The organism is Cognatundibacterium jejuense (genome assembly GCF_014284255.1).
GTDB classification, from domain to species: Bacteria; Pseudomonadota; Gammaproteobacteria; order Burkholderiales; family Burkholderiaceae_D; genus Undibacterium; species Undibacterium jejuense.
In genome coordinates this window covers 94,691-116,854 of sequence record NZ_JACOFV010000001.1, presented here as the reverse complement: position 1 = coordinate 116,854, position 22,164 = coordinate 94,691, and the positions used below count along the sequence as shown (strand labels likewise).

21 protein-coding genes are annotated in these 22,164 nt (G+C 45.8%); 12 read left to right on the top strand and 9 right to left on the bottom strand.

All coding sequences use genetic code 11. The annotated features are described in order from the left end of the window. Positions 1-44: 44 nt before the first annotated feature. From acnD to prpB, 3 genes are all read right to left on the bottom strand, one after another. Positions 45-2,639: a Fe/S-dependent 2-methylisocitrate dehydratase AcnD gene (acnD, locus tag H8K32_RS00575; RefSeq protein WP_186910524.1), complete on the bottom strand. Its 2,595-nt coding sequence runs from the start codon at positions 2,637-2,639 to the stop codon at positions 45-47. A gap of 125 nt (positions 2,640-2,764) precedes the next feature. Further along, positions 2,765-3,919, bottom strand: a complete 1,155-nt coding sequence (gene prpC / locus H8K32_RS00570) for a bifunctional 2-methylcitrate synthase/citrate synthase (RefSeq protein ID WP_186910523.1) — start codon at positions 3,917-3,919, stop codon at positions 2,765-2,767. A 126-nt stretch (positions 3,920-4,045) separates the two neighbouring features. Next, positions 4,046-4,936 carry a methylisocitrate lyase gene (gene prpB, locus H8K32_RS00565; RefSeq protein ID WP_186910522.1) on the bottom strand — a complete coding sequence of 297 codons (891 nt, stop codon included), beginning with the start codon at positions 4,934-4,936 and terminating at the stop codon, positions 4,046-4,048. Positions 4,937-5,259: 323 nt separating this feature from the next. Here prpB and prpR point away from each other — a divergent pair, with 323 nt between their 5' ends. The 8 genes from prpR to phnE all read left to right on the top strand — a co-directional run bounded on the left by prpR (position 5,260) and on the right by phnE (position 12,461). Next, positions 5,260-6,873, top strand: a complete 1,614-nt coding sequence (gene prpR / locus H8K32_RS00560; protein WP_186910521.1) for a propionate catabolism operon regulatory protein PrpR — start codon at positions 5,260-5,262, stop codon at positions 6,871-6,873. A gap of 101 nt (positions 6,874-6,974) precedes the next feature. Then, positions 6,975-7,334 (top strand): response regulator transcription factor, encoded by a 360-nt coding sequence (locus H8K32_RS00555; RefSeq protein ID WP_186910520.1) that lies wholly within the window; start codon positions 6,975-6,977, stop codon positions 7,332-7,334. Between the two features lie 2 nt (positions 7,335-7,336). Beyond that, positions 7,337-7,948, top strand: a complete 612-nt coding sequence (locus tag H8K32_RS00550; protein WP_186910519.1) for a chemotaxis protein CheC — start codon at positions 7,337-7,339, stop codon at positions 7,946-7,948. Then, a complete protein-coding gene (locus H8K32_RS00545) occupies positions 7,948-8,937 on the top strand; it encodes a GGDEF domain-containing protein (RefSeq protein WP_186910518.1) in 990 nt (329 codons plus the stop codon). Before H8K32_RS00550 ends, H8K32_RS00545 begins: the two co-directional genes overlap by 1 nt. A gap of 115 nt (positions 8,938-9,052) precedes the next feature. Further along, positions 9,053-9,931, top strand: a complete 879-nt coding sequence (locus tag H8K32_RS00540) for a putative selenate ABC transporter substrate-binding protein (protein WP_246447053.1) — start codon at positions 9,053-9,055, stop codon at positions 9,929-9,931. Beyond that, complete coding sequence (locus H8K32_RS00535) at positions 9,931-10,785, top strand: phosphonate ABC transporter ATP-binding protein (RefSeq protein WP_186910517.1); 855 nt, start codon at positions 9,931-9,933, stop codon at positions 10,783-10,785. The genes H8K32_RS00540 and H8K32_RS00535 overlap by 1 nt, the downstream gene beginning before the upstream one ends. A gap of 78 nt (positions 10,786-10,863) precedes the next feature. Beyond that, positions 10,864-11,643, top strand: coding sequence for a PhnE/PtxC family ABC transporter permease (locus H8K32_RS00530; RefSeq protein ID WP_246447052.1), 780 nt, complete (start codon positions 10,864-10,866; stop codon positions 11,641-11,643). Next, a complete protein-coding gene (phnE, locus tag H8K32_RS00525) occupies positions 11,640-12,461 on the top strand; it encodes a phosphonate ABC transporter, permease protein PhnE (protein WP_186910515.1) in 822 nt (273 codons plus the stop codon). The genes H8K32_RS00530 and phnE overlap by 4 nt, the downstream gene beginning before the upstream one ends. Before the next feature lie 27 nt (positions 12,462-12,488). Here the strand turns inward: phnE and H8K32_RS00520 are convergent, their stop codons facing one another. Continuing rightward, positions 12,489-12,989, bottom strand: coding sequence for a Dps family protein (locus H8K32_RS00520; protein WP_281388275.1), 501 nt, complete (start codon positions 12,987-12,989; stop codon positions 12,489-12,491). 307 nt (positions 12,990-13,296) lie between these two features. Between H8K32_RS00520 and H8K32_RS00515 the strand changes: the two genes are divergently transcribed. The 3 genes from H8K32_RS00515 (at position 13,297) to H8K32_RS00505 (ending at position 18,354) form a co-directional block, all read left to right on the top strand. After that, positions 13,297-14,112, top strand: coding sequence for a mechanosensitive ion channel family protein (locus H8K32_RS00515; RefSeq protein WP_186910514.1), 816 nt, complete (start codon positions 13,297-13,299; stop codon positions 14,110-14,112). Positions 14,113-14,409: 297 nt separating this feature from the next. Next, on the top strand, positions 14,410-15,222 hold the full coding sequence (locus tag H8K32_RS00510) for a substrate-binding periplasmic protein (RefSeq protein WP_343067914.1): 813 nt from the start codon (positions 14,410-14,412) through the stop codon (positions 15,220-15,222). Positions 15,223-15,357: 135 nt separating this feature from the next. Then, positions 15,358-18,354: an ATP-binding protein gene (locus H8K32_RS00505; protein WP_186910513.1), complete on the top strand. Its 2,997-nt coding sequence runs from the start codon at positions 15,358-15,360 to the stop codon at positions 18,352-18,354. A 57-nt stretch (positions 18,355-18,411) separates the two neighbouring features. On the opposite strand, the gene H8K32_RS00500 is transcribed toward H8K32_RS00505, so the two are convergent. From H8K32_RS00500 to H8K32_RS00485, 4 genes are all read right to left on the bottom strand, one after another. Next, positions 18,412-18,873 carry a DoxX family protein gene (locus tag H8K32_RS00500; RefSeq protein ID WP_186910512.1) on the bottom strand — a complete coding sequence of 154 codons (462 nt, stop codon included), beginning with the start codon at positions 18,871-18,873 and terminating at the stop codon, positions 18,412-18,414. A 62-nt stretch (positions 18,874-18,935) separates the two neighbouring features. Next, the gene (locus H8K32_RS00495) at positions 18,936-19,724 is read right to left on the bottom strand and encodes an HvfC/BufC N-terminal domain-containing protein (protein ID WP_186910511.1); all 789 of its coding nucleotides are present in this window, start codon (positions 19,722-19,724) and stop codon (positions 18,936-18,938) included. 1 nt (position 19,725) lies between these two features. Next, a complete protein-coding gene (gene bufB, locus H8K32_RS00490) occupies positions 19,726-20,550 on the bottom strand; it encodes an MNIO family bufferin maturase (RefSeq protein ID WP_343067913.1) in 825 nt (274 codons plus the stop codon). A gap of 74 nt (positions 20,551-20,624) precedes the next feature. Continuing rightward, positions 20,625-20,882 carry a BufA1 family periplasmic bufferin-type metallophore gene (locus tag H8K32_RS00485; RefSeq protein ID WP_186910509.1) on the bottom strand — a complete coding sequence of 86 codons (258 nt, stop codon included), beginning with the start codon at positions 20,880-20,882 and terminating at the stop codon, positions 20,625-20,627. Between the two features lie 441 nt (positions 20,883-21,323). Here H8K32_RS00485 and H8K32_RS00480 point away from each other — a divergent pair, with 441 nt between their 5' ends. Continuing rightward, the gene (locus H8K32_RS00480) at positions 21,324-21,542 is read left to right on the top strand and encodes an RNA-binding S4 domain-containing protein (protein WP_186910508.1); all 219 of its coding nucleotides are present in this window, start codon (positions 21,324-21,326) and stop codon (positions 21,540-21,542) included. Between the two features lie 21 nt (positions 21,543-21,563). On the opposite strand, the gene H8K32_RS00475 is transcribed toward H8K32_RS00480, so the two are convergent. Then, entirely contained in the window at positions 21,564-22,001 is a 438-nt protein-coding gene (locus H8K32_RS00475) for a hemerythrin domain-containing protein (RefSeq protein WP_186910507.1), read from the bottom strand. Positions 22,002-22,164 lie beyond the last annotated feature (163 nt).

The following is a 22,164-nucleotide window of genomic DNA, read 5'->3' as shown; positions in this document are numbered from 1 at the left end:
ATCTTTCGTATTTTAAAACTGAAAACATCGTTCCCGATACCAAATCAAGCAGCCTTGGTTGACTCTAAAAAGTCCTGAGCAAAGCGTTGCAACACGCCGCCTGCTTCGTAAATCGACGCTTCTTCAGCGGTATCTAAACGACAGGTCATTGCTACTTCAACTCGTTCACCATTTTTACGATGGATAACCAAGGTCAGATCTTGACGTGGCTTACGCTCACCAATGACGTCATACGTTTCAGAGCCATCGAGATTTAATGTCAGGCGATTCACACCTGGCTTAAATTCGAGTGGCAATACGCCCATGCCAATCAGATTCGTGCGATGAATACGTTCAAAGCCTTCCGCTGCAATCACTTCCACACCCGCCAGACGCACCCCTTTAGCTGCCCAATCACGTGAAGAACCCTGGCCATAATCAGCGCCAGCGACGATGATTAATGGCTGTTTGCGTTCCATGTAAGTTTCAATCGCTTCCCACATGCGAGTTACCTTACCTTCTGGTTCAATACGCGCCAAAGAGCCTGCTTTGACCTTGCCATCAGCATCGCGCACCATTTCATTCTTCAGCGTAGGATTCGCAAACGTGGCACGTTGCGCTGTCAAATGATCACCGCGGTGGGTTGCGTAAGAATTGAAATCTTCTTCTGGCAAGCCCATTTTCGCCAGATATTCACCTGCAGCACTATCGAGCATAATCGCATTCGATGGTGACAAATGATCGGTCGTGATGTTGTCGCCCAATACCGCCAAAGGACGCATGCCTTTCATGGTACGCTCGCCTGCCAAGGCACCTTCCCAATATGGCGGACGACGAATATAGGTGGTTTGTGGACGCCAGTCATACAGCGGGCTCACGGTATTTGCAGATGCTGCCTGAATCGCAAACATAGGCTCGTACACTTTGCGGAACATTTCTGGCTTAACGCTGGATTTAACGATAGCATCAATTTCTTCATCAGCAGGCCAGATATCTTTGAGACGAATTTCTTTGCCATCAACAACAGCCAACACATCTTTTTCAATATCAAAACGGATCGTACCAGCGATCGCATAGGCAACCACTAAAGGCGGCGACGCCAGGAAAGCTTGTTTTGCGTAAGGATGAATACGACCGTCAAAATTACGGTTACCAGACAAGACTGCCGTTGCGTACAAATCGCGATCGATAATTTCTTGCTGGATCACCGGATCCAAAGCACCCGACATCCCATTGCAAGACGTGCAGGCATAGGCAACAACGCCAAAACCCAGCTTTTCGAGATCAGTCATCAAGCCCGCTTCTTCCAGGTACATCGTGACTGCTTTAGATCCAGGCGCTAAAGAAGACTTGACCCAAGGTTTGCGCGTCAGGCCAAGGCGATTGGCGTTTCTTGCCAACAAAGCCGCGGCGATCACGTTGCGCGGATTGGATGTATTCGTGCAACTGGTAATTGCCGCAATAATCACCGCACCGTCAGGCATTTGGCCTGGTACATTTTCCCATGCGGCCGCAATGCCTTTTGCAGCCAAATCAGCCGTCGCTACACGTGCGTGTGGATTCGATGGGCCTGCCATATTTCTGACGACGGTTGACAGATCAAACGTCAATACGCGTTCGTATTCTACTTTCAACAAAGTATCAGACCACAAGCCAGCTACCTTGGCATAAGTTTCAACCAAAGCCACTTGCTCATCTTCACGACCTGTCAATTTCAGGTAATCAATAGTTTGCTGATCGATGCTGAACATCGCCGCAGTTGCACCATATTCGGGTGCCATGTTGGAGATCGTCGCACGGTCGCCCAAGGTCAATGCAGCTGCGCCAGCACCATAAAATTCAAGGTATGCACCGACCACTTTGGATTTACGCAAGAACTCAGTCATGGCCAACACCACATCAGTCGCGGTAATACCTGGCTGCGGCTTGCCGCTTAATTCAACACCAATGATGTCTGGCAAACGCATCCATGACGCGCGACCAAGCATGACGTTTTCTGCCTCCAGACCGCCGACACCAATCGCAATCACGCCAAGCGCATCCACGTGCGGTGTATGACTATCCGTACCAACTAAGGTGTCCGGGAACGCCACGCCTTGCTGTGAGTGAATCACTGGCGACATGCGTTCCAGATTGATCTGATGCATGATGCCGTTGCCTGGCGGGATCACATCAACGTTTTTAAACGCTTGCTTAGTCCAATTAATGAAGTGAAAGCGATCTTCATTCCGACGATCTTCAATCGCGCGGTTCTTTTCAAACGCATCAGGATCAAAACCGCCACATTCGACGGCCAGTGAATGATCAACAATTAATTGTACTGGCACAACTGGATTAACCTGCGCCGGATCCCCACCCTGATCAGCGATGGCATCGCGCAAACCAGCCAGATCAACCAACGCTGTCTGACCGAGAATATCGTGACAAACAACGCGCGCTGGAAACCATGGGAAATCCAGCTCACGTTTGCGTTCGATCAGTTGCTTTAAAGAGTCAGTCAGGGTCGCGGGATCGCAACGACGTACCAAATTTTCAGCCAAAACGCGGGACGTATATGGCAAGGTATCAAACGCACCTGGCTGAATCGCCTCGACAGCGGCGCGCGCATCGAAATAATCGAGCTTAGTACCAGGTAATGACTTACGGAATTGTGTGTTCATATTGTGCTCGCTCAGAGTAATGAGGCTATGGAAACTATGGGGACGATAGAAACCAATGACACCGCAGAGGCAACCCGTCAATTAGTATCGCCAGGGGCTCTGCGGTTGAGATGAGATATTTTTACTTATTTACGTTCGTTCAACGGTACAAATTTCAAATCTTCAGGACCGACATAATTGGCGCTTGGACGAATGATTTTGTTGTCGATACGTTGCTCGATAATGTGCGCAGCCCAGCCAGAAGTTCGGGCAATCACAAACAACGGCGTAAACATCGCTGTTGGCACGCCCATCATGTGGTAAGAAACGGCAGAGAACCAATCCAGATTCGGGAACATTTTTTTAATGTCCCACATCACTGTTTCCAGGCGCTCAGCGATATCAAACATTTTGGTAGAGCCAGCTTCAACAGACAAGTTACGCGCCACCTCTTTGATCACTTTATTACGTGGATCAGAGATCGTGTACACAGGGTGGCCAAAACCAATCACCACTTCTTTGTTTTCTACGCGTTTTTTGATGTCCGCTTCTGCTTCATCCGGATTGTCGTAACGTTTTTGAATTTCAAATGCTACTTCGTTCGCACCACCGTGTTTAGGACCGCGCAGAGCACCAATCGCGCCAGTGATAGCGGAATGCATATCAGAACCCGTACCAGCGATCACGCGACCAGTAAATGTGGATGCATTGAACTCATGTTCGGCATACAAAATCAGGGATGTATGCATCGCTTTTTCCCACGATTTGCCCGGCTTTTTACCGTGTAACAAATGCAGGAAATGACCGCCGATAGAATCATCATCAGTTTCAGTTTCGATACGCTTGCCGTTATGGCTGAAGTGGTACCAGTACAGCAACATAGAACCAAGGGACGCCATCAAACGATCGGCAATATCACGTGCGCCAGGCAAGTTATGATCATCTTTTTCTGGCAAAGTGCAACCCAGAACGGAAACTCCAGTACGCATCACATCCATAGGGTGTGAAGACGCTGGCAAAGTTTCCAATGCAGCTTTCAAATTTGCTGGCAAACCGCGCAAGGCTTTTAACGTTGTTTTATAAGCTGCCAGCTCAGCAGCATTAGGTAACTTGCCGTGCACCAGCAAGTGAGCGATTTCTTCAAATTCGCAAGCATCTGCCACATCCAAAATATCGTAACCACGATAGTGCAGATCGTTACCCGTTTTACCAACGGTACACAAAGCAGTGTTACCTGCTGTCACGCCGGACAAGGCAACGGATTTTTTTGGTTTAAATGTGCTTGTAGTTTCGGTTGTCATAACTATCTCCAAATTTTAAATAAACCTCTCAACACAGAGACTCAGAGGCCAAGGATGTATCTTTATTTACGCTCAAAAGAGAAGATGCCAACACACATCTCTTCAATGAGCATGCTCATCTGAAAATTACTTCGCTTTTTGCTGCGCAAACAAGGCATCTAATTTTTGTTCGAAATCGTGATAGTTAATGCGCTCATACAATTCCATACGGGTTTGCATCGTATCGACCACATTTTTTTGCGAGCCGTCACGACGAATCGCGGTATAAACGTTTTCAGCGGCTTTATTCATCGCGCGGAACGCTGAGAGTGGATACAACACCAAACCAACATCAGCAGACTTCAATTCTTCAACGGTATATAAAGGTGTGGAACCAAATTCTGTAATATTAGCCAGAATAGGCACTTTAACGGCGTTCGCGAATTGCTTGTACATATCGAGCTGCGTAATCGCTTCCGGGAAAATCATGTCAGCACCCGCCTCGACACACATTTGCGCGCGTTCAATCGCGGCTTCCAGACCTTCGACTGCCAAGGCATCAGTACGTGCCATAATCACAAAGTTCTCGTCAGTACGTGCATCAACGGCCGCTTTAATACGATCAACCATTTCTTGCTTAGAAACAATTTCTTTGCCCGGGCGATGACCACAGCGCTTTGCACCGACCTGATCTTCTATGTGCATTGCTGCCGCGCCAAACTTGATCATCGATTTGACGGTACGCGCAACATTAAACGCGGAGGATCCAAAGCCTGTGTCAACATCGACCAACAAAGGTAAATCACACACATCAGTAATACGGCGCACATCAGTCAGCACGTCATCCAGATTAGAGATGCCCAAATCTGGCAACCCCAGCGAACCTGCCGCCACACCGCCGCCAGATAAATAAATCGCTTTAAAACCAGCGCGTTTCGCCAGCAAAGCATGGTTTGCATTAATCGCGCCGACCACTTGTAACGGAGATTCTTCTTGCATCGCCTTGCGGAAGGCAGCACCTGCGGAGTAGTTGCTCATAGTGTGATTATCTTTCAGGTTAATTAGGTTTCGTCCTACCAGTTTCAGAACATTGACCTCAATGAATGAACAGAATTCCGTGCTCTTAATGCAATCTGCGTGCCAAGCACAGCATGCTGCGCCGTAGAATAGGCGTGGGATTATAAAAATCAAGGACTTATATCTAAATTCTCTACGCTACCAGCTGGATAAACTGGATATTTCGTTTCACTTAATGTTTCAGTTAGCGTTTCATATAAATTTCACGAAACATAAAATGCAACATAAAATGAAACATATAATGAAACATATCTGACAACGCCTTTTACGCCGACAAATTTAACATGAAGCATCCCACCAGCCAACGCGATCCCCAAGACAAACCCATCATCTGGACAGTATCGATCTCACGCCTGTTCGATATGTTTCGGGACATCATGGTGGAATACGACGCCAATGCAAACATCGTCCCTTTACACATGGGCTTTGAAGACGCCGTTCAACACATCCGCGAACGCCTGCAAACCGAGCGTTGCGACGTGGTCATTGCAGCGGGTTCAAATGGTGCGTATCTCAAAAACCGGTTACCGGTACCGGTTGTTATTGCAAAAGCCAGTGGTTTTGATGTCATGCAAGGTTTAGCAAGGGCACGCAAAGTGTCAAGCGAGATTGGCATTATCACTTACCAGGAAACCATGCCCGAACTAGCTGATTTCAAAACCACCTTTGGCTTCAATATCGAGCAAAGAACCTATGTCACCGAAGAAGATGCCAGAGCGCAAATCGGTGAGCTGAAAGCGAGCGGTATACAAGCTATTGTTGGTGCTGGTTTAATTACCGATCTGGCGGAAGAAGCCGGACTAACGGGCATTTTTATGTATTCCGCGAGCTCAATACGCCAGGCATTCGACGACGCGCTGGAATTGGCGCGACTAACTGCCTTAGAATCTGCCAAAGGTCGCCGCCCATCCACCGATGCGCCGCGTGCCAGACATGGCATCAAAGACTTGCGTGGCGACTCAATGGCGATGCAAGCCACTCGACGCGCAATCGAACTCTATGCCCGTTCAACGAGCACCGTTCTGCTCCAGGGAGAAACCGGAACTGGCAAGGAACTTGCAGCGCAAGCAATTCACAAAGAAAGCCCTCGGACGCGGTTTCCTTTTATCGCCATTAATTGCGGCGCTATCGCTGAGAGTTTGCTGGAATCAGAGTTATTTGGTTATGAAGACGGTGCATTCACCGGTTCACGTCGCGGTGGTCATGCAGGTTTATTAGAGGCAGCACATCGCGGCACCCTATTTTTAGATGAAATCGGCGAAATGCCCATCAATTTGCAAACACGCTTGCTTCGGGTGCTAGAGGAAAGAGAGATCGTCAGAGTTGGGGGGGTACGCCCCATTCCCGTTGATGTTCGCGTCATCAGCGCGACCCATTGTGATCTGGAAAGCCGCATTCGAGAAGGTCGCTTCAGAGCTGACCTATTCTACCGTCTGGCGATTTTGCGATTACAGTTGCCCCCACTGCGAGATCGCCATGAAGACATCCTGCCTTTGGCGGAATGGTCGCTCAAGCAGGCACTGGCAAATCTGGGAACACGCCCGCATGTCAATCTACATGCAGAAATCAACACTTGCAGACCGCTAATGGAACAATATTCATGGCCTGGCAACGTCAGAGAATTACGAAATATGATGGAAAGACTAGCGCTGTTTCTGAGCGCAGAACCTTTGCAGGCACTGACTTTGAACTTTGTCCGAAAAACTTGTCCGGAACTGATTTCATCGAGCTATTCGTCGGTCAACACTGAGAACGAGTTTTCAGACAAAAAAACCTCTTCTGAGGAAAATATTTCCATAGAACAAGTAATGGAACGATTCAATCATAACCGTGAAGCCGCAGCTGCCTATCTCGGAATCAGCCGGACAACCTTATGGCGCAAACTCAAGAAACATTAATTGAAGATTTTTACATGTTGAAATGTCGAAGCTGTGAGGTAGAATGACTCAGATAAAACTTGATAACACTAACAACAATCTATAAAACATCGCAATATATTATGAAAAAATTACTCATTGTTGATGACAGCAAAGTTTCACGCATGGTAATCCGCGCCCATATCAAAGCAGTGCAACCTGATTGGGAAGTTTTTGAAGCCGGTTGCGGAGAGGATGCGATCAAAATGACCCAAGAACAACATCTGGATTTCTGCACGATGGATATCAATATGCCTGGAATACTTGGTACCGATGCAGCAGAACAGATATTGCAACTGCATCCTCATATGCGCATCGCAATTTTTTCCGCCAACGTGCAAGACACAATGCAAACGCGTGCGAATTCCATTGGTTCAATTTTTGTAGCTAAGCCAGTTACGGATAAATCTATTTCTATCGTCGTCAACTACTTTATGAGTTAATAATGGACTCCTTAAGCGAACTTCATCTTGACGCGTTAGCCGAAGTGTTCAACGTGGGCGCAGGAAGAGCAGCGGCCAGTCTCTCGGAAATTGTCGGAGATGAAGTACAACTCTCTGTCCCCTCTGTTGAAATTCGCAAATCGTCCGAAATTAATAAAGAAGTAATTGGCTTAGACACTGATAGGTTTGGTGCCGTACATCAAACCTTTACCGGTGTCTTTGAGGCAGAGGCAATATTACTATTTGCCGAAGACCATGCGCTAGAAATTGTGCGCGACATGATGAATTCACAAATCAGCATAGAAGATCTGGCCGAGTTTGAACAAGAAGCCATGTGTGAATTAGGCAATATCATCCTCAATGCATGCCTTTCAGCCATGGCAGATATGCTAAGCATACCGATGGATTGTTCTTTACCTGATTATTCTGTCTCGACAATTGACGAGATCGTTCAGCGTATTAACGCTGGAGAGGATGATGCTTACTTATTGCTGCTGCATATCGATCTCGTGATCGAAAAACGCCGCTCCAAGGGGCATTTGATTTTTGTTTTAGGCTCTACATCCTTAGCGAAACTAGTAGTAGAAATAGAGCGTTTTTTAGGAGCTATTTAATGTCCGATTTGCTCTCAAATTCATCAACGGACATCAAAGAGATATTCGACTCAATCAATCTAGGGCTAATTGTTGTTAATAGACAACAAACCATTACTCTCTGGAATGGCTGGGTTGAAAAGCACAGTGGAGTCCCCTCGATAAACGCCTTAGGTAAAGATATTTCTATGGCTTTTTCTGAGCCACCAAGTTCAGCATTAATTTCTGCTATTTCCAATGCAATTAATTATGGTTTACCAGTTGTATTATCGAATGCACTACATCGCTCTCCCTTGCCGTTATATGAGCGCAATTTCGAACAACGTGATAAACGCATACAGCAATCTATTTCGCTCACTCCTATCAATATTGGCGAGGAACGGCACTGTCTTATTCAGGTCGCAGATTCGTCAACTTCGATAAAACGCGAAAAAATTCTACGAACTCACTCTGAATTACTTAAAAAAGAAGCCACTACCGATGGACTAACTGGCATCTACAATCGTCGTTTTTTTGACGAACATTATAAGATGGCGCTCGCCCAAGCCGTACGACAAAGCAGTTCAATATCAATATTCATGGTCGACATTGATTTTTTCAAACAGTTCAACGATTACTACGGACATATTGCAGGTGACAAAGCCTTAATAGCGGTTGCAACAGCTTTAAAAAAACAGCTACAGCGTGTGAGTGATGTGGTTGCACGCTTCGGAGGTGAGGAATTTGTATTAATGCTGCCAAATATGCAGCAAGAATCTGCAGCACAATTTGCAGAGAAGTTAAGACTAGCAATATGGGATCTACATATTCTTCACGAAGAATCTGACATTGATCAGCAAGTGACTGTCAGTATCGGTTACAGCACTTTTTCTGGCACCGATACTTGCGACCCACATGCCCTTTTAGACACTGCCGATAATGCTTTATACAACGCTAAACGTAGTGGCAGAAACAGATCCGTTTTTTTGAGCTACCAGCCTTTAGAAGAACAAAAAGCAACCATTCCTTAGTCACAGCCGCTTCTCATTCAATTCACAGCAATCAATCCGAGCAATTTGACCATCGGTATTCATGCTCGTCAATTTCGAGATAAACTCTCTACTTTAATCTCAACTCGGACACACCATGCCAAACGCCAATATGCCGCGTCGACGTTTTCATTCCCTTATTTCTGCTGCATTGCTTAGTTGCGGGCTCATTTGCAACCTGAGCATGGCGCAGCAAGTGCTGCGCGTTTCCGCGATTCCTGACGAAGCGCCTACAGAATTACAAAGAAAATTTAAGCCCTTGGGCGCTTATCTGGAGAAAAAATTAGGCGTCAAAGTCGAATTTATCCCAGTAACCGACTATGCCGCTTCAGTTGAAGGCCTGATTAATCACAAGTTAGATATGGTCTGGTTTGGCGGCTTTACCTTCGTTCAGGCTAACGTACGTAGCAGAGGACAGATCGTGCCCCTGGTACAGCGAGAGGAAGATGAGAAGTTTCAATCTGTCTTTATTACCAGTAAAGGCGATATTAACAAGCTAGAGGATCTGAAAGGTAAAACATTCAGCTTTGGCTCTGAATCTTCCACATCAGGACATTTAATGCCGCGCTCGTATTTGTTGGCGGCAAAAATTAATCCCGACACTGATTTAAAACGCATTGCATTTTCTGGCGCACATGACGCCACGGTTGCAGCAGTCGCAGGTGGCAAGGTAGATGCGGGCGCATTGAATATCTCCGTCTGGGAAAAACTCATCGCACAAAACAAAATCGACACCAAGCAAGTACACGTGTTTTACACCACCCCAGGTTACTTTGATTACAACTGGTCGGTACGTGCAGATATGCCATCTGAAATGCAAAAGAAAATTACGGAAGCATTTTTAACACTGAACCCGGCTTCGCCACAAGACAAAGAAATTCTGGAACTACAGCGTACCAAACGATTCATTCCAACGAAGACAGAGAACTACAAAGCGATCGAGGCTGCCGCCCATAATGCCGGACTGCTAAAGTAATGACAGCGCCACAACTGCGTTTGCAAAACCTGTTTGTTCAGCATCCAGATGCGGTTGCCGCAGTTTTTGAAGGTAAGCAACCAGCGTTAAAAAATAATAGCAAGTTTGCTCTTCATGATATCAATTTAACGATAGCACGCGGTGAGCAAATTGCCATTATAGGGCCGTCTGGCGCAGGAAAAACCACCCTACTGCACACCCTGGCCTTTGCACATCAGGCAAGTTCCGGGGTGATTACTTTTAACGAGAAATCACCCTGGGAGCTGTCAAGCAGCGAGCGCCACGATTTGCGGCGACAATTATTTTTAGCGCCGCAAACACCACCACTGCCAGCGCGCCAACGCGTCGTCACTGCGATACTGGCCGGCAAACTTCCGCAGTGGTCATTTGCAACAGCACTCAGAAACCTCATCAAACCCGTGGCGCCGCTTGAGGCCTATCAGGCGTTATCGCGCTTTAATCTGCAAGATAAGCTATATGCACGGGTCGACAAACTATCCGGCGGGGAACGTCAACGTTGTGGACTTGCACGCTTGCTGTTGTCCAACGCTCAGCTTCTATTAGTCGATGAACCACTATCCGCGCTTGACCCACAACTCGCCGCACAAACGCTTGAGACACTGCAACAGGAAGCCAGCACACGAAATGCAAGCCTCATTTGCAGCTTGCATCAGGTTGACCACGCCCGCAACAAATTCACCCGAATTATTGGTTTGCGTGAAGGAAAAATTCAATTCGACAGTCGTCAGGTTACCGACCAAATGATTGCTGACTTGTATCAGAACACGCTGCCGGAAATGAAGACGGATGCATATCCCTTAGTCAGTCACATAGACAAGCCAGTGTGCTACTGAAGCTAAAAACTCATGCAAAATAACCAGCTAAAGCGGCACCCCCCCCTTTTTAATGATCCTGCGTGGCGTTCTCGCGTGATGACTGGATTGGTTTTTACCATACTACTGTGGCCAGCATTGGTATTGACTGAATTTAAACCTTGGTTACTACTTGATGCACAAAGTATTTATGCGACGAGTCGATTTTTAGGGAATTTTTTCCCGCCCGCCCATGATCCTGAATTTTTAGATGTGGTCATCAGTTCCACCTGGCAAACCATCGCGATGGCCACTACTGGCAGTGTGTTGGCGATGTTGGCAGCAATTCCAATGACTTTCATCGTCAATGAGCAATTGTCAATTTCGAGTCTGGGAAGACATCAGACGCACTGGCTTGCACGTTTAATCAGGCAAATTGTGCGCTGGATATTGGTGTTATTGCGCAGCGTGCCCGAACTGGTTTGGGCACTACTGCTCGTCCGCATTGTTGGCCTCGGCCCTACCGCCGGTGTGCTGGCCATCGCGCTGACTTATAGCGGCATGCTGGGAAAAGTATATGCAGAAATTATCGAAGCTAGCGAACCTCGAGCAACTAAAATTTTACTTGAAAATGGTTGCTCGCGTATGCAGGCTTTTTTCTATGGCACCTTACCGAATGCGGCGCCTGAGCTAATTTCATACACGATTTACCGATGGGAATGTGCCATCAGAGGCTCGGTTGTGATGGGATTTGTCGGCGCTGGAGGGCTAGGGCAACGCATGGATGAATCGATGAAAATGTTGGCAGGTGGTGAAGTATCAACCATACTCATCGTATTTGTGTTGCTAGTTGGAGTTGCCGATATCATTAGCTACTTATTTCGCAGAGGTTTGGAATGAAGCATACTAACTCCAACTTCAACGAGTACGCAGATATGCCGCAGCCTCCAGCAATGATTGAGCTAAAAACTGCGCTAGCGCTACTGGCACTGATTGTTTTAACAGTCGCCAGCTTTCTAAGTGTGAATATTGACTGGAACAACTTATTCAGTAACGAAGCAATGCGGAGCAGCAAAGAATTCTTGCTTGGGTTCGCGCCGCCAGATCTTAGCTCAAACCTGTTAAACAAGGTATCGTTAGCCACCTTAGAAACACTGGCGATGTCAGCCTTAGGCACAGCGATTGCTGCAGCGTTTGGACTGGCTCTGGCAGTTCCCGCTAGCGGTCGCTTTGGAATTATCGCAAAACATGGTACTCGTTTATTTTTGAATTTCTTTAGAGCGGTACCGGAATTGGTGTGGGCATCGGTCATGCTTATCGCAGCGGGCCTAGGTCCGTTTGCCGGAACGATTGCACTGGCAGCACATACATCAGGAGTACTAGGTCGCTTATTTGCCGAAACCCTGGAAAACCTACCAAAAGAATGTGAAAGCACGCTGCGCATCAATGGTAGCAGCGCTACCACGGCTTTCTTGTACGCGAGCTTATTTCAGGCCCTTCCACAACTTCTATCTTACACGCTATACCGATGGGAAAATAATATCCGTGCTGCGGCCATTTTAGGTGTCGTAGGTGCCGGCGGCCTGGGGCAAATGCTTAAATATCATCTATCTCTTTTTCAAATGCCAACCGCCGCCACCGTCATTATCGCTATGCTGATTCTGGTGGCGATGGTCGACGCTCTAAGCTTATGGATGCGTCGACATTTGACAGACTAAATATCGCCTCATCCCAAGAAACAAAGATTAATCTTCAAGCAAACTTCTCAACATCCAAGCAGTTTTTTCATGCACCTGTAAACGTTGGGTCAACAAGTCTGCCGTTGGTTGATCATTGACCTCTGACACAAACCCAAAAAGGTTTCGCGCTGTTTTTGCCGTCGCTTCTTGCGCTTTCACCAGATAGCGCACCATATCCATGGCTTTTGGTGTGCCCTCCACTTCTGCAATGGATGACAAGCGAACGAATTCTTTGTACGTTCCTGGCGCGTGATGACCTAATGAACGGATGCGCTCAGCGATCAAATCCAGCGCATTCCACTGCTCAGTATATTGCGCCATGAACATGGTGTGCAGCGTATTAAAGTGCGGCCCAGTGACATTCCAATGAAAATTATGCGTCATCAGATACAAGGTGTAACTGTCAGCCAGCAAAACTGACAGCCCTTGGGCAATTTGCATACGGTTTGCATCATTGATGCCAATGTCGATACTGTTCTGGCGAGGTAAATTATTCATCGTTTCCATGTTGAACTCCTTAGTAATCTGTCCAGTGCAACTCTCTGGAATGAGACAAGTTTGCACCTATTACCCAGGGTTTCCCAATGGTATTTAGCTATCGAATCAATAGCTGAAAAACATTGAAATAAAAAAATCAATATATTTTAAGAATAACATTGTGCGCTCACCTACAAAATATACACATAGTCATACCCACTCAGGTAGTGCAAATTAATATTGTTTTTATCAATGCTTTACATATTTTACATTGACAATAAATTCACAAAAACCGATATTAATATATCTCTCAGATCCATTTTTTAAAAGGACAACCATGCCAAACATCGAAGCCGAACAACTTGTAAATATGTATCTCATTCCGTTTGGAATAAAAATCCTGTCCGCACTCGCGATCTGGATTATCGGTGGCATCGTCATCGGCATGCTGACCAATTTATTACGCCGGGCAATGACACTGCGTAAAGTTGATCCAACATTAATTAGCTACAGCGAATCATCATTACGTGTCGCTTTGCGCATTGCTTTGGTCATGGCTATTCTGGATGTGTGCGGAATTCAAACGACATCTTTTGCGGCCTTGATCGCTGCTGGTGGCGTGGCGATTGGCGTCGCGTGGTCTGGCTTGCTATCGAACTTCGCTGCGGGTATTTTTCTTGTCATTTTGCGCCCGTTCAAAGTCGGTGATGCAATTAGTGCAGGCGGCCAGACTGGCGAAGTCACAGAAATTGGCTTGTTTTCTACCACCATGACAACCGGTGACAACTTGCGTGTCTACGTCGGAAACAGCAAAATTTTCTCCGACAACCTGGTGAATTACTCTTCCAACCCACATCGCCGCGTCGATCTGAAATGTCAGATTGCCAATGGCGTCAATCCGTTAGAGGCAATTGAGGTTTTAAAACGTCACGTTGCGAAAGTCACCAACATCACCGGCACACCAGAACCGACGATAGAAATTCTGGAATTCAATGCAGCTGGCAGCCTGATTACCGTACGTCCGTACTGCAACAACAAAGATTACTGGCAAGTCTACTTTGATACAAACAAAGCCATTGCAGCAGCCTGCGCTGAGGCTGGCTGGCCAGTTCCGGCGGTACATCAGGTGGCTATTCACCAAAGTCACGTTTAATCGTGTAGTCATTGAGGCTATGTCAAACTAGACAGCAATAACAAAGTGAACCTCGGCAAATCCACGTTCACTTTGTTTATCAGCCTTCAGGCTCAGCAGTAAGTAATTTTTTCTATCTTTACTGCAACAATGTTAAGAATGAGAATTTCTGTAAAACAAGTTAGATAATTGCATGTATTTAACCAAAATTTAATTGCACATCATACCAATTTGTCGTCACACTGAACTTATTTGATAAGCATTCACATCAAATGCTTACCACGCTTATCTTTGTTTGACTCCATTAGGGCCAGCACCGTGAAAACAAATCTTCCAGCTTTTATTATCGCGACCCTGTTAAGTGCAATAAGTTGTGTTTCCCTTGCCGGGCAACCAAACTATCAAAAAACGAAGCTACAGCAAATTTTGCAATCAGGCGAACTCAAGGTGTGCATTTGGCCTGACTATTACGGTATTACCTTCAAGAATCCTAAAACCAAAACCTTGACCGGTATCGACATCGATATCTCCGTCGAACTTGAAAAAGATCTCGGTGTAAAAATCAGATACATAGACAGTTCATTTCCGGAGCTGATCGACAATCTGTTAAAAAACAAATGTGATATCGCCATGCACGCAGTGGGCATTACACCAGCGAGAATTGCACAGCTTGAATTCTCGCAACCCTATTTGCGTAGCGACATATATGCGATCAAATCAAAAGCCAACGACACGATCCAATCCTGGGATGACATTGATAAGCCAGGGCGCATCGTTGCCGCTCAGGATGGCACCTTGATGGTATCCATCATGCAAAAAACGCTGAAGCAAGCAAAGTTACTAGTCGTGGCACCCCCGCTCACGCGCGAGCAGGAAGTCGAATCAGGACGTGCAGATGTCTTTATGACGGACTTCCCTTATAGCCGCCGGATGTTGGAGACCACTGACTGGGCAAGAATGATCTCTCCAAGTAAGCCATTTCACATGACGGATTATGCCTACGCTATCGCCCCTGGTGATCCAGCCTTCTTAGCCCGCATCAATTCTTTTATTGATAAAATTAAAAGAGATGGTAGATTACACTCCATAGCGAGCAAGCATAAATTGGATCCCATCGTCGTGACCAATTAAGTACGGGGCACACAAAACTGGGATTCGCAACCTTGTGGCTCTGAGTTTTCAACATAGTGCATGTTTACTGTGTTCTTCACCACTCTTGGTCGAGGCAATTTGCGCAAGTTCTATCTACGAAACGAATAACCAAAAATGCAAGCCAACACACAGATACTTCGCATCTTACGCAAATTTCCTTTATGGATGATTTCCGGTGTGATTTTCAGTGTCGGCATTTTATTTGCTACGATCTATTTACTGAATCACGACAAAGCACTCGCAATCCAGGAAACCAATGTTCGCGGTGAATTATTGGCGAAGATGCTGGAGAGTCATCTCACCAGAACTTTATCGTCAATTGATAATTCCTTAAACGTCATTGCTGGCATATTCAAAAATAGTGGGCAAGCTTCCAGTACCAGTGTTAGCGACATGGAAGTACGAAAAATTATTGACGCAACGGTCAACAACTCCACGCATCTGCGATCGATATCCATTTTAAGTAAAGACGGAACAGTTTTAGCCAGCTCGAACCGTGCTGAATTGGGCAAACATATTGACCTTCAATGGATGGGTTTTAAAGATACCCCTGGCAGTGCGCTGGAAGCAGGACGACCAGTCTTCATCCGTGACATTCATGAGCTAGACGCCAATGGCGTCGCCAAAGAAGAAAACCTGAACGGCACGCATTGCGTTCCTTTTGCCAAGCAAGTCACGGTCAAAGGGCAGGATTACATCATGCTCACCATGGTAAACCCACAATATTTATTGGCTGATTTCAATAGCATGCTAGGCGCAAAAATCAATTTTGTGACGATATTCGATTACAGCGGCAAAGTACTCAACACAACACCAAATGAACATTTTTCGCTCGGCAAGTCTTACCCCGACTTACCGATATTCAAGCTTTTACAAAGCGAAACGGAATATGGGCAAGTCCGTTTAACAATATCAGACAGCTTTTCGTCGCAAAACACCTATATCATCAATTTCCGCTCGCCCCACAGCTACCCCATCGTCGCCATTAGCGCCATATCAGAAACCTATGCCATCGCCAAATGGTACGAAAGCTCACGCAACTTAAAATGGACCGGTATTGCACTCGCGTGTTTCGTTCTGGTCTGTGCAGCTTTGCTCACTTGGCTGATGCGTATTCGTGATCATTATGAATCCGCATTAGAAATTGCTAAAATTCGTGCTGAACAAGCCAATCATGCGAAGAGCGCATTTTTATCCACCATGAGCCATGAAATTCGCACACCAATGAACGGCGTCATCGGCATGACCAATTTATTGCTAGACAGCGCACTCGATCCCAAGCAAAGAGAATTTACTAAAGTTATTGATGAATCTGCCAACTCGCTGATGGCGATCATTAATGACATTTTAGATTTCTCAAAAATTGAAGCTGGAAAAATGCAAATCGAGCAAACCGAATGTGACTTGCTCAATGTCGTTGAAGCCAGCGTTGAAGTTTTGTTAGAAAGAGCCAAAAGAAAACATCTTCGCATCATTAGTTTTATCGAACCCACGCTACCTGAAATCGTCAGCACCGACCCGGGTCGACTACGCCAGATCTTGTTAAATTTGATCGGAAATGCGATCAAATTTACAGAAAATGGGGACATCACTGTCAATGTCACTTCTCAAGGAAAAACGCTCAGCACCCATTTGATTCGCTTCGAAATTATCGACTCTGGTATTGGCATAGCACCAGAAATACTCCCCACCCTATTCACGCCATTTACGCAAGCAGACAACTCAATCACACGACGTTTTGGTGGTACAGGTTTAGGCCTATCTATTTGCAAGCGTCTCGTCGAATTAATGGATGGTGAAATTGGTGTTGAAAGCCAGCCAGGCTCAGGCTCCCGGTTCTGGTTTGACATTCCGTTAGTGAGTGTTAATAGCAAAACTATCTCGCAACGCCATCGTCAGCAAAAAGAAATCAAGGTCCTTGCGTTTTGTCGTGGCGATGGCTTATCCCAAGGCGTCAAAGCATATCTCATGTCTTATGGCATATCGGCAGCAATAGCCGAGCATCCAGAGGAATTTTCTCAGCACATACAGGAGTTTTCGGAGATTCATGTCTGTCTGTTTGACTCTCAACTAATCGAAACTAACAAAATTCTCCTTGAACAACTCAAACAAAAACATCCAGACACCTATATCATTCTGCTAGATAGTGAAGGTATTCAAGATCTTCATATTAAAGGACCGGAATATGCGACGTCACTTCCGGTGCCTATAAAATACAGCAGCCTCTTTGCCGCTATTCAGCAGGGGCAAAACCGTAGGCAACGTGCAATACCAGGAACGCCTTTACGAAGAAATGAAGACCAAATTTTTACTAACAAAATCATCGAAAATTACCGTGAAAAAATTCTGGTCGTCGAAGACAATCTAATCAATCAAAAAGTAGCCGTCAGTATCCTGGAGCAATTAGGTTACCGGTCTGATATTGCAAACAATGGTGAAGAAGGCGTGACAATGTCGCGCACAGGAAAATATGCGTTGATACTCATGGATTGCCACATGCCAATCATGGATGGCTTTGAAGCCACACGACGCATCCGCAAAATTGAAAGTAATAGCGGGAAACACATTCCTATCGTTGCACTAACGGCAAATGCAATGCGCGAAGAAAAGCCGCAATGTATAGAAGCTGGAATGGATGATTACTTATCAAAACCAGTCAATAAATCTGAATTAAAAGCTGTGTTAACAAGATATTTGAGGACAACAAATATCATATCTGATGTAGATTCCACCGAACATTCAGTGATAGGTAAACCGGCTCAAGCCGCCCCCATGATTGATCAAAGCAGATTAGTCGATATGTTGGGCGACGATAAAGGTATGCACATTGAAATTTTAAATCTGTTTCTAGAAACAACGCGACCACTGACAAACCATTTACAAGTGGCAATTAATCAAAAAAATTTCGCTGAAGTGAAGGCACTTGGACATCAGATCAAAGGCGCAAGCGCTAATTTAGGTATATCAGTCATTGCGATGATCGGTGAGAACATGGAAATAGCAGGAAAGGAATCCAATTTAAATAAAGCGATTGAACTCCATGCTACATTAATCGAAGGCTTAGAAAAATTTGAACAAAATCTGCAAGCCATGCAGGCGTCGACCGCGTAACTGCTTATCTACGGCATATTAGCTCTAAGTCAGATCTGCGATCTAATCTAACTAAGCTTAAGTACGTTTAGCTTTAAAAAACTCGTCAAGGCTAAATTTACCTGGACCAAATGCCACTAAAACCAGCAAAGAAATTCCCCAATAAAAGTGATCGTTGATAGCAGCGGGACATTCGAACTGAAATAACTGCGGGTAAGAAATCACCGCCATCACATTAACTGCCAACAAACCCAAGGCAGCTGGACGTGAGAAAAGTCCTAACGCTAGCAATACCGGAAAAAATAGCTCACCACCCGCCCCCATCACTGCAGCAACCTCCGGTGGCAAAACTGGCACTGTATATTCGTCACTAAATAAGGAAAGCGTGACAGACCAATCCGATACTTTTATCAAACCAGCTTTAAAGAATTGCCAGCCAATAAAAAGTCGCAAACCTAAGCTAACCAGACTTCCGCCCCAGCGCTGTATTTGCTCATCAAATAGCTGGCTAAGTGCATGTAAGCGTAAAAAATAGTGCATCAGATTCTCCAAGTTGATTGATATTATTGAGTCGGCTTCGTCACTAAATTCTTACATTCAATTCATAGACCTGATAAAAAATTAATTTGTGTAAAACTACCGTCCGAAAACCAGCGCTGCAAAGCTGCACCAATATCAAATTGAGCATCCTCACTCAGCGCCAGCTCTAAAGCATCCCCAACGCTTGTTTTTTGAAATAAGGATTGCAGGGCAAGATAATCAGCCTTGCTTAAAGGTGACACCAACGCTTGCCATTGCGGGCGCGATATCAAAGCGAAATTTTCTTTTTGCATGACAGCTGGGAATTCCATCGATTCGCCTTCCTGATGCGCAAGCCATATCTCCACGGCACTCATGGGCGACACGAATAGACCAACCGCCGGATGCGGTATTAAAATCGCAGACGCAAGATCCTGCCCCGATTGTTCAGCAGCCATGACCGCATCGCGCAGACTAAGCACCTGCGCATCCGCCGCATAATATGCGCAATGTAATTGCCATTCAAGCCGGGCGATATCTTCGAAATACGGATAATCAGAAATAAAATCGCTATCACTCAGAAAATCAGACAACTGTGCGCCAAATTGATTTAAATCGCCTGACTGCGAAGGATAAGCACGCCCATAGGCTTTCGCCATTTCCTCGAAAAAATCGATACCGACGAGCTGCAACAAAACCGGGTAAGCATTTTTTAATGCAGAAGCCCAGATGCCAGCCATATTTCCGCGGTAATAAGCGAAACGCTCGCTCTGACGTGCTGACACCTGAAGTTGCGGGGCCAAACTCTCCATGAAGTCGGGATCCATCAATGCTTGCGCAAAATCGGCTTGTATCTGTTCTAACTTCATCATTTTATGCCGTCGCCGTCAACGGCTGCTGCGCGTTCAATTGAAATTGACGTGCTTTTTCCGATTCTGCCAACAACACCGATAAAGCGGGAATATCTGTATCCCATTCAATCAGCACTGGAATATCATTTCCTAGCAAGGCACACGCTTCAGAAAACAAAGACCAGACAGGTGCACTGACGGCACTACCATGGTTATCCACCAGGCAGTCGTCCGTTTCCAAAAAACCTGCAAGGTGAATTTCGCCCACTGTTCCCGCAGGTAGTGACGCCATACATTGCAAGGCTGCACGTGCATCCTCACCGTGATTGACTTCATTCACATATAAATTATTGATGTCGAGCAGAACGCCGCAACCAGTACGTTTAACCAGTTGCCGCAAAAATTCTGCCTCTGACATTTCATCTTGTGCGAACCGCACATAGGTTGAGACATTTTCGATCAAGACTTGTCTTTGCAATTGATGTTGCAGATCGTCGATCCGTTCGCAAACCAGATCCAAGGCAGAGCGCATCAATGGCAACGGGAGCAAATCATTCAAGCTACGACCTGCAATCGCTCCCCAGCATAAGTGCTCAGACACCAAACTGGGCTCGATACGTTCAATAAGACGTTTTAACTTTGTAATATGTTGTTGGCGGTAGCCTTGCGCCGACCCCAACCCGAGACCAACACCATGTAGGCTTACCGGATATTGTTGGCGCAACGTTTGAAGTACAAATAAATCGTAGCCGCCTTCACCGAAATAGTTTTCGGAATGAACTTCGATCCAATCCACAGCGACAGATAAATCAAGAAATTCACGATAATGCGGTGTTCGCAACCCCACGCCAGCTCCTGAAAGAGCCTGGTGGGGGCGACTGAGATTAATAGTCTGGAAAGACATTCACCAAAGAGCTGATATTAAGAAGCTTTAGCTGTGTCAGTTTTGCCACCAGCTTTTTCGCAAGTGCCTGCAGGTACTTTTTTCCAGTCAGCTGGATCATTGTCTTTCTTGCCTTGACCTGCACAAGAATGCGAACCAGTTTTAGTGGCGCAATCATTTTGTCCGGCTTTGGCGATGCCGTAGCATTTTTCTGTTTTTGGTGCATCTGCTGCCATTGCCATAGAAGATCCAACCAAGCCTGCCAGTGCGACTGCGATCATTGCTTTGTTATTCATTTGATTCTCCGTAAATTGAGTAGATGAGATAGATTAAATAGATTTGATAGATAACATATTAAAAAACACGCCAACTACACTCTATAGTCGAAGCAAAACGAATAAACTTACACGCATCGCAAAAAAAATACGTTTTGCCCAACAATGATATATACGCAAAAACTTTTAGCTTAGATTCATTTTTGCAGATACTGCATCTGCATCGTACTAGGATTGGGTAAATTTTCAAGCGCTATGTTAGGTTTTACCTATGATGATCACACATATCTGAGTTTTGATGCACTGAGTGTGTGCCGTGCCTTCAGCTAAAACACGCGTGCAGTGAACATACCTGGAGACTGAGATTCATCCTCCGTTGACCGAAAGATGCCAAAAGATAGCGACTAAGCGATGTGTTTTGGTGTATTCTTCGCCCTTTTTTAATATTCTGTCGGAGCGACCATGCAAAAATTAGACTTCAGCCTGGAAGGTGAATTTGTGGAATTAAACCAACTTTTAAAGCTGGTTGGACTCTGCGAAAGTGGTGGCGCTGGCAAGCAAATCGTTGCCAGCGGCGACGTTAGCGTTGACGGTCAGCAAGAATTACGCAAAACTGCAAAAATTCGTGCCGGACAAGTTGTACAGCTAGGCGATATAGAAATCACCGTCACCGCCGCATAATTCGTATCAGACGATCCTGTCTCAGACTGACTGACTGCTTTCTACGATTTCAGATTCCGACAATTTCTCAGGATTCGCCGCCATAAATCTGGCGAGCATATTATCCATGGTGTCGACATGGTGCTCAAACCAATGCGGCAATTCTTCTGCCAGTCGAGGTGCCAAGTCAGTGTCTCCGTCCAGTACTCGCTGACGTACTTCGCGCATCACCTCCAACACCGCATCATGCTCTTGCTTGTGGCAACCAGCTGGTGGAAATCCGGTCTCAGTCATCCAATTATTTTCTTGCTCAAAATGTGCTATCGAATGCTCAATCAGGGCATCGAGTCGTTGGATAAAGGTGGGGGGATTATCCTCAGCCAGTGCCCCACACAGTTGCACAAACTCTCTGTGGGTATCGTCCATCGGTTCGTAATTCAAACTCAGTCGATCCGACCAAGACCATGTTTCCTGACTCATTATTTTTTCCTCTTGCTATAAAGTGCCAAGATTATGGCCGAACAACAAAAACTTTGCTTGTTCAAAATCATTCTAGAAATAAAAACAGCGCACAAAAGTGCGCTGCATAAAAAATAACATGTTTAGCTAACTGGCTTTACTACCCGGATGTAAAGTTTGAAGG

Excerpts from the sequence above, each read along its gene's own strand:
- prpR (WP_186910521.1), top strand. The coding sequence starts at position 5,260 with ATGAAGCATCCCACCAGCCAACGCGATCCCCAAGACAAACCCATCATC.
- H8K32_RS00505 (WP_186910513.1), top strand. The coding sequence starts at position 15,358 with ATGCAAGCCAACACACAGATACTTCGCATCTTACGCAAATTTCCTTTA.
- H8K32_RS00535 (WP_186910517.1), top strand. The coding sequence starts at position 9,931 with ATGACAGCGCCACAACTGCGTTTGCAAAACCTGTTTGTTCAGCATCCA.
- H8K32_RS00545 (WP_186910518.1), top strand. The coding sequence starts at position 7,948 with ATGTCCGATTTGCTCTCAAATTCATCAACGGACATCAAAGAGATATTC.
- H8K32_RS00485 (WP_186910509.1), bottom strand. The coding sequence starts at position 20,882 with ATGAATAACAAAGCAATGATCGCAGTCGCACTGGCAGGCTTGGTTGGA.
- H8K32_RS00515 (WP_186910514.1), top strand. The coding sequence starts at position 13,297 with ATGCCAAACATCGAAGCCGAACAACTTGTAAATATGTATCTCATTCCG.
- H8K32_RS00495 (WP_186910511.1), bottom strand. The coding sequence starts at position 19,724 with ATGATGAAGTTAGAACAGATACAAGCCGATTTTGCGCAAGCATTGATG.
- H8K32_RS00475 (WP_186910507.1), bottom strand. The coding sequence starts at position 22,001 with ATGAGTCAGGAAACATGGTCTTGGTCGGATCGACTGAGTTTGAATTAC.
- H8K32_RS00500 (WP_186910512.1), bottom strand. The coding sequence starts at position 18,873 with ATGCACTATTTTTTACGCTTACATGCACTTAGCCAGCTATTTGATGAG.
- acnD (WP_186910524.1), bottom strand. The coding sequence starts at position 2,639 with ATGAACACACAATTCCGTAAGTCATTACCTGGTACTAAGCTCGATTAT.
- prpC (WP_186910523.1), bottom strand. The coding sequence starts at position 3,919 with ATGACAACCGAAACTACAAGCACATTTAAACCAAAAAAATCCGTTGCC.
- H8K32_RS00480 (WP_186910508.1), top strand. The coding sequence starts at position 21,324 with ATGCAAAAATTAGACTTCAGCCTGGAAGGTGAATTTGTGGAATTAAAC.
- H8K32_RS00520 (WP_281388275.1), bottom strand. The coding sequence starts at position 12,989 with ATGGAAACGATGAATAATTTACCTCGCCAGAACAGTATCGACATTGGC.
- prpB (WP_186910522.1), bottom strand. The coding sequence starts at position 4,936 with ATGAGCAACTACTCCGCAGGTGCTGCCTTCCGCAAGGCGATGCAAGAA.
- H8K32_RS00555 (WP_186910520.1), top strand. The coding sequence starts at position 6,975 with ATGAAAAAATTACTCATTGTTGATGACAGCAAAGTTTCACGCATGGTA.
- H8K32_RS00530 (WP_246447052.1), top strand. The coding sequence starts at position 10,864 with ATGACTGGATTGGTTTTTACCATACTACTGTGGCCAGCATTGGTATTG.
- H8K32_RS00550 (WP_186910519.1), top strand. The coding sequence starts at position 7,337 with ATGGACTCCTTAAGCGAACTTCATCTTGACGCGTTAGCCGAAGTGTTC.
- H8K32_RS00540 (WP_246447053.1), top strand. The coding sequence starts at position 9,053 with ATGCCAAACGCCAATATGCCGCGTCGACGTTTTCATTCCCTTATTTCT.
- phnE (WP_186910515.1), top strand. The coding sequence starts at position 11,640 with ATGAAGCATACTAACTCCAACTTCAACGAGTACGCAGATATGCCGCAG.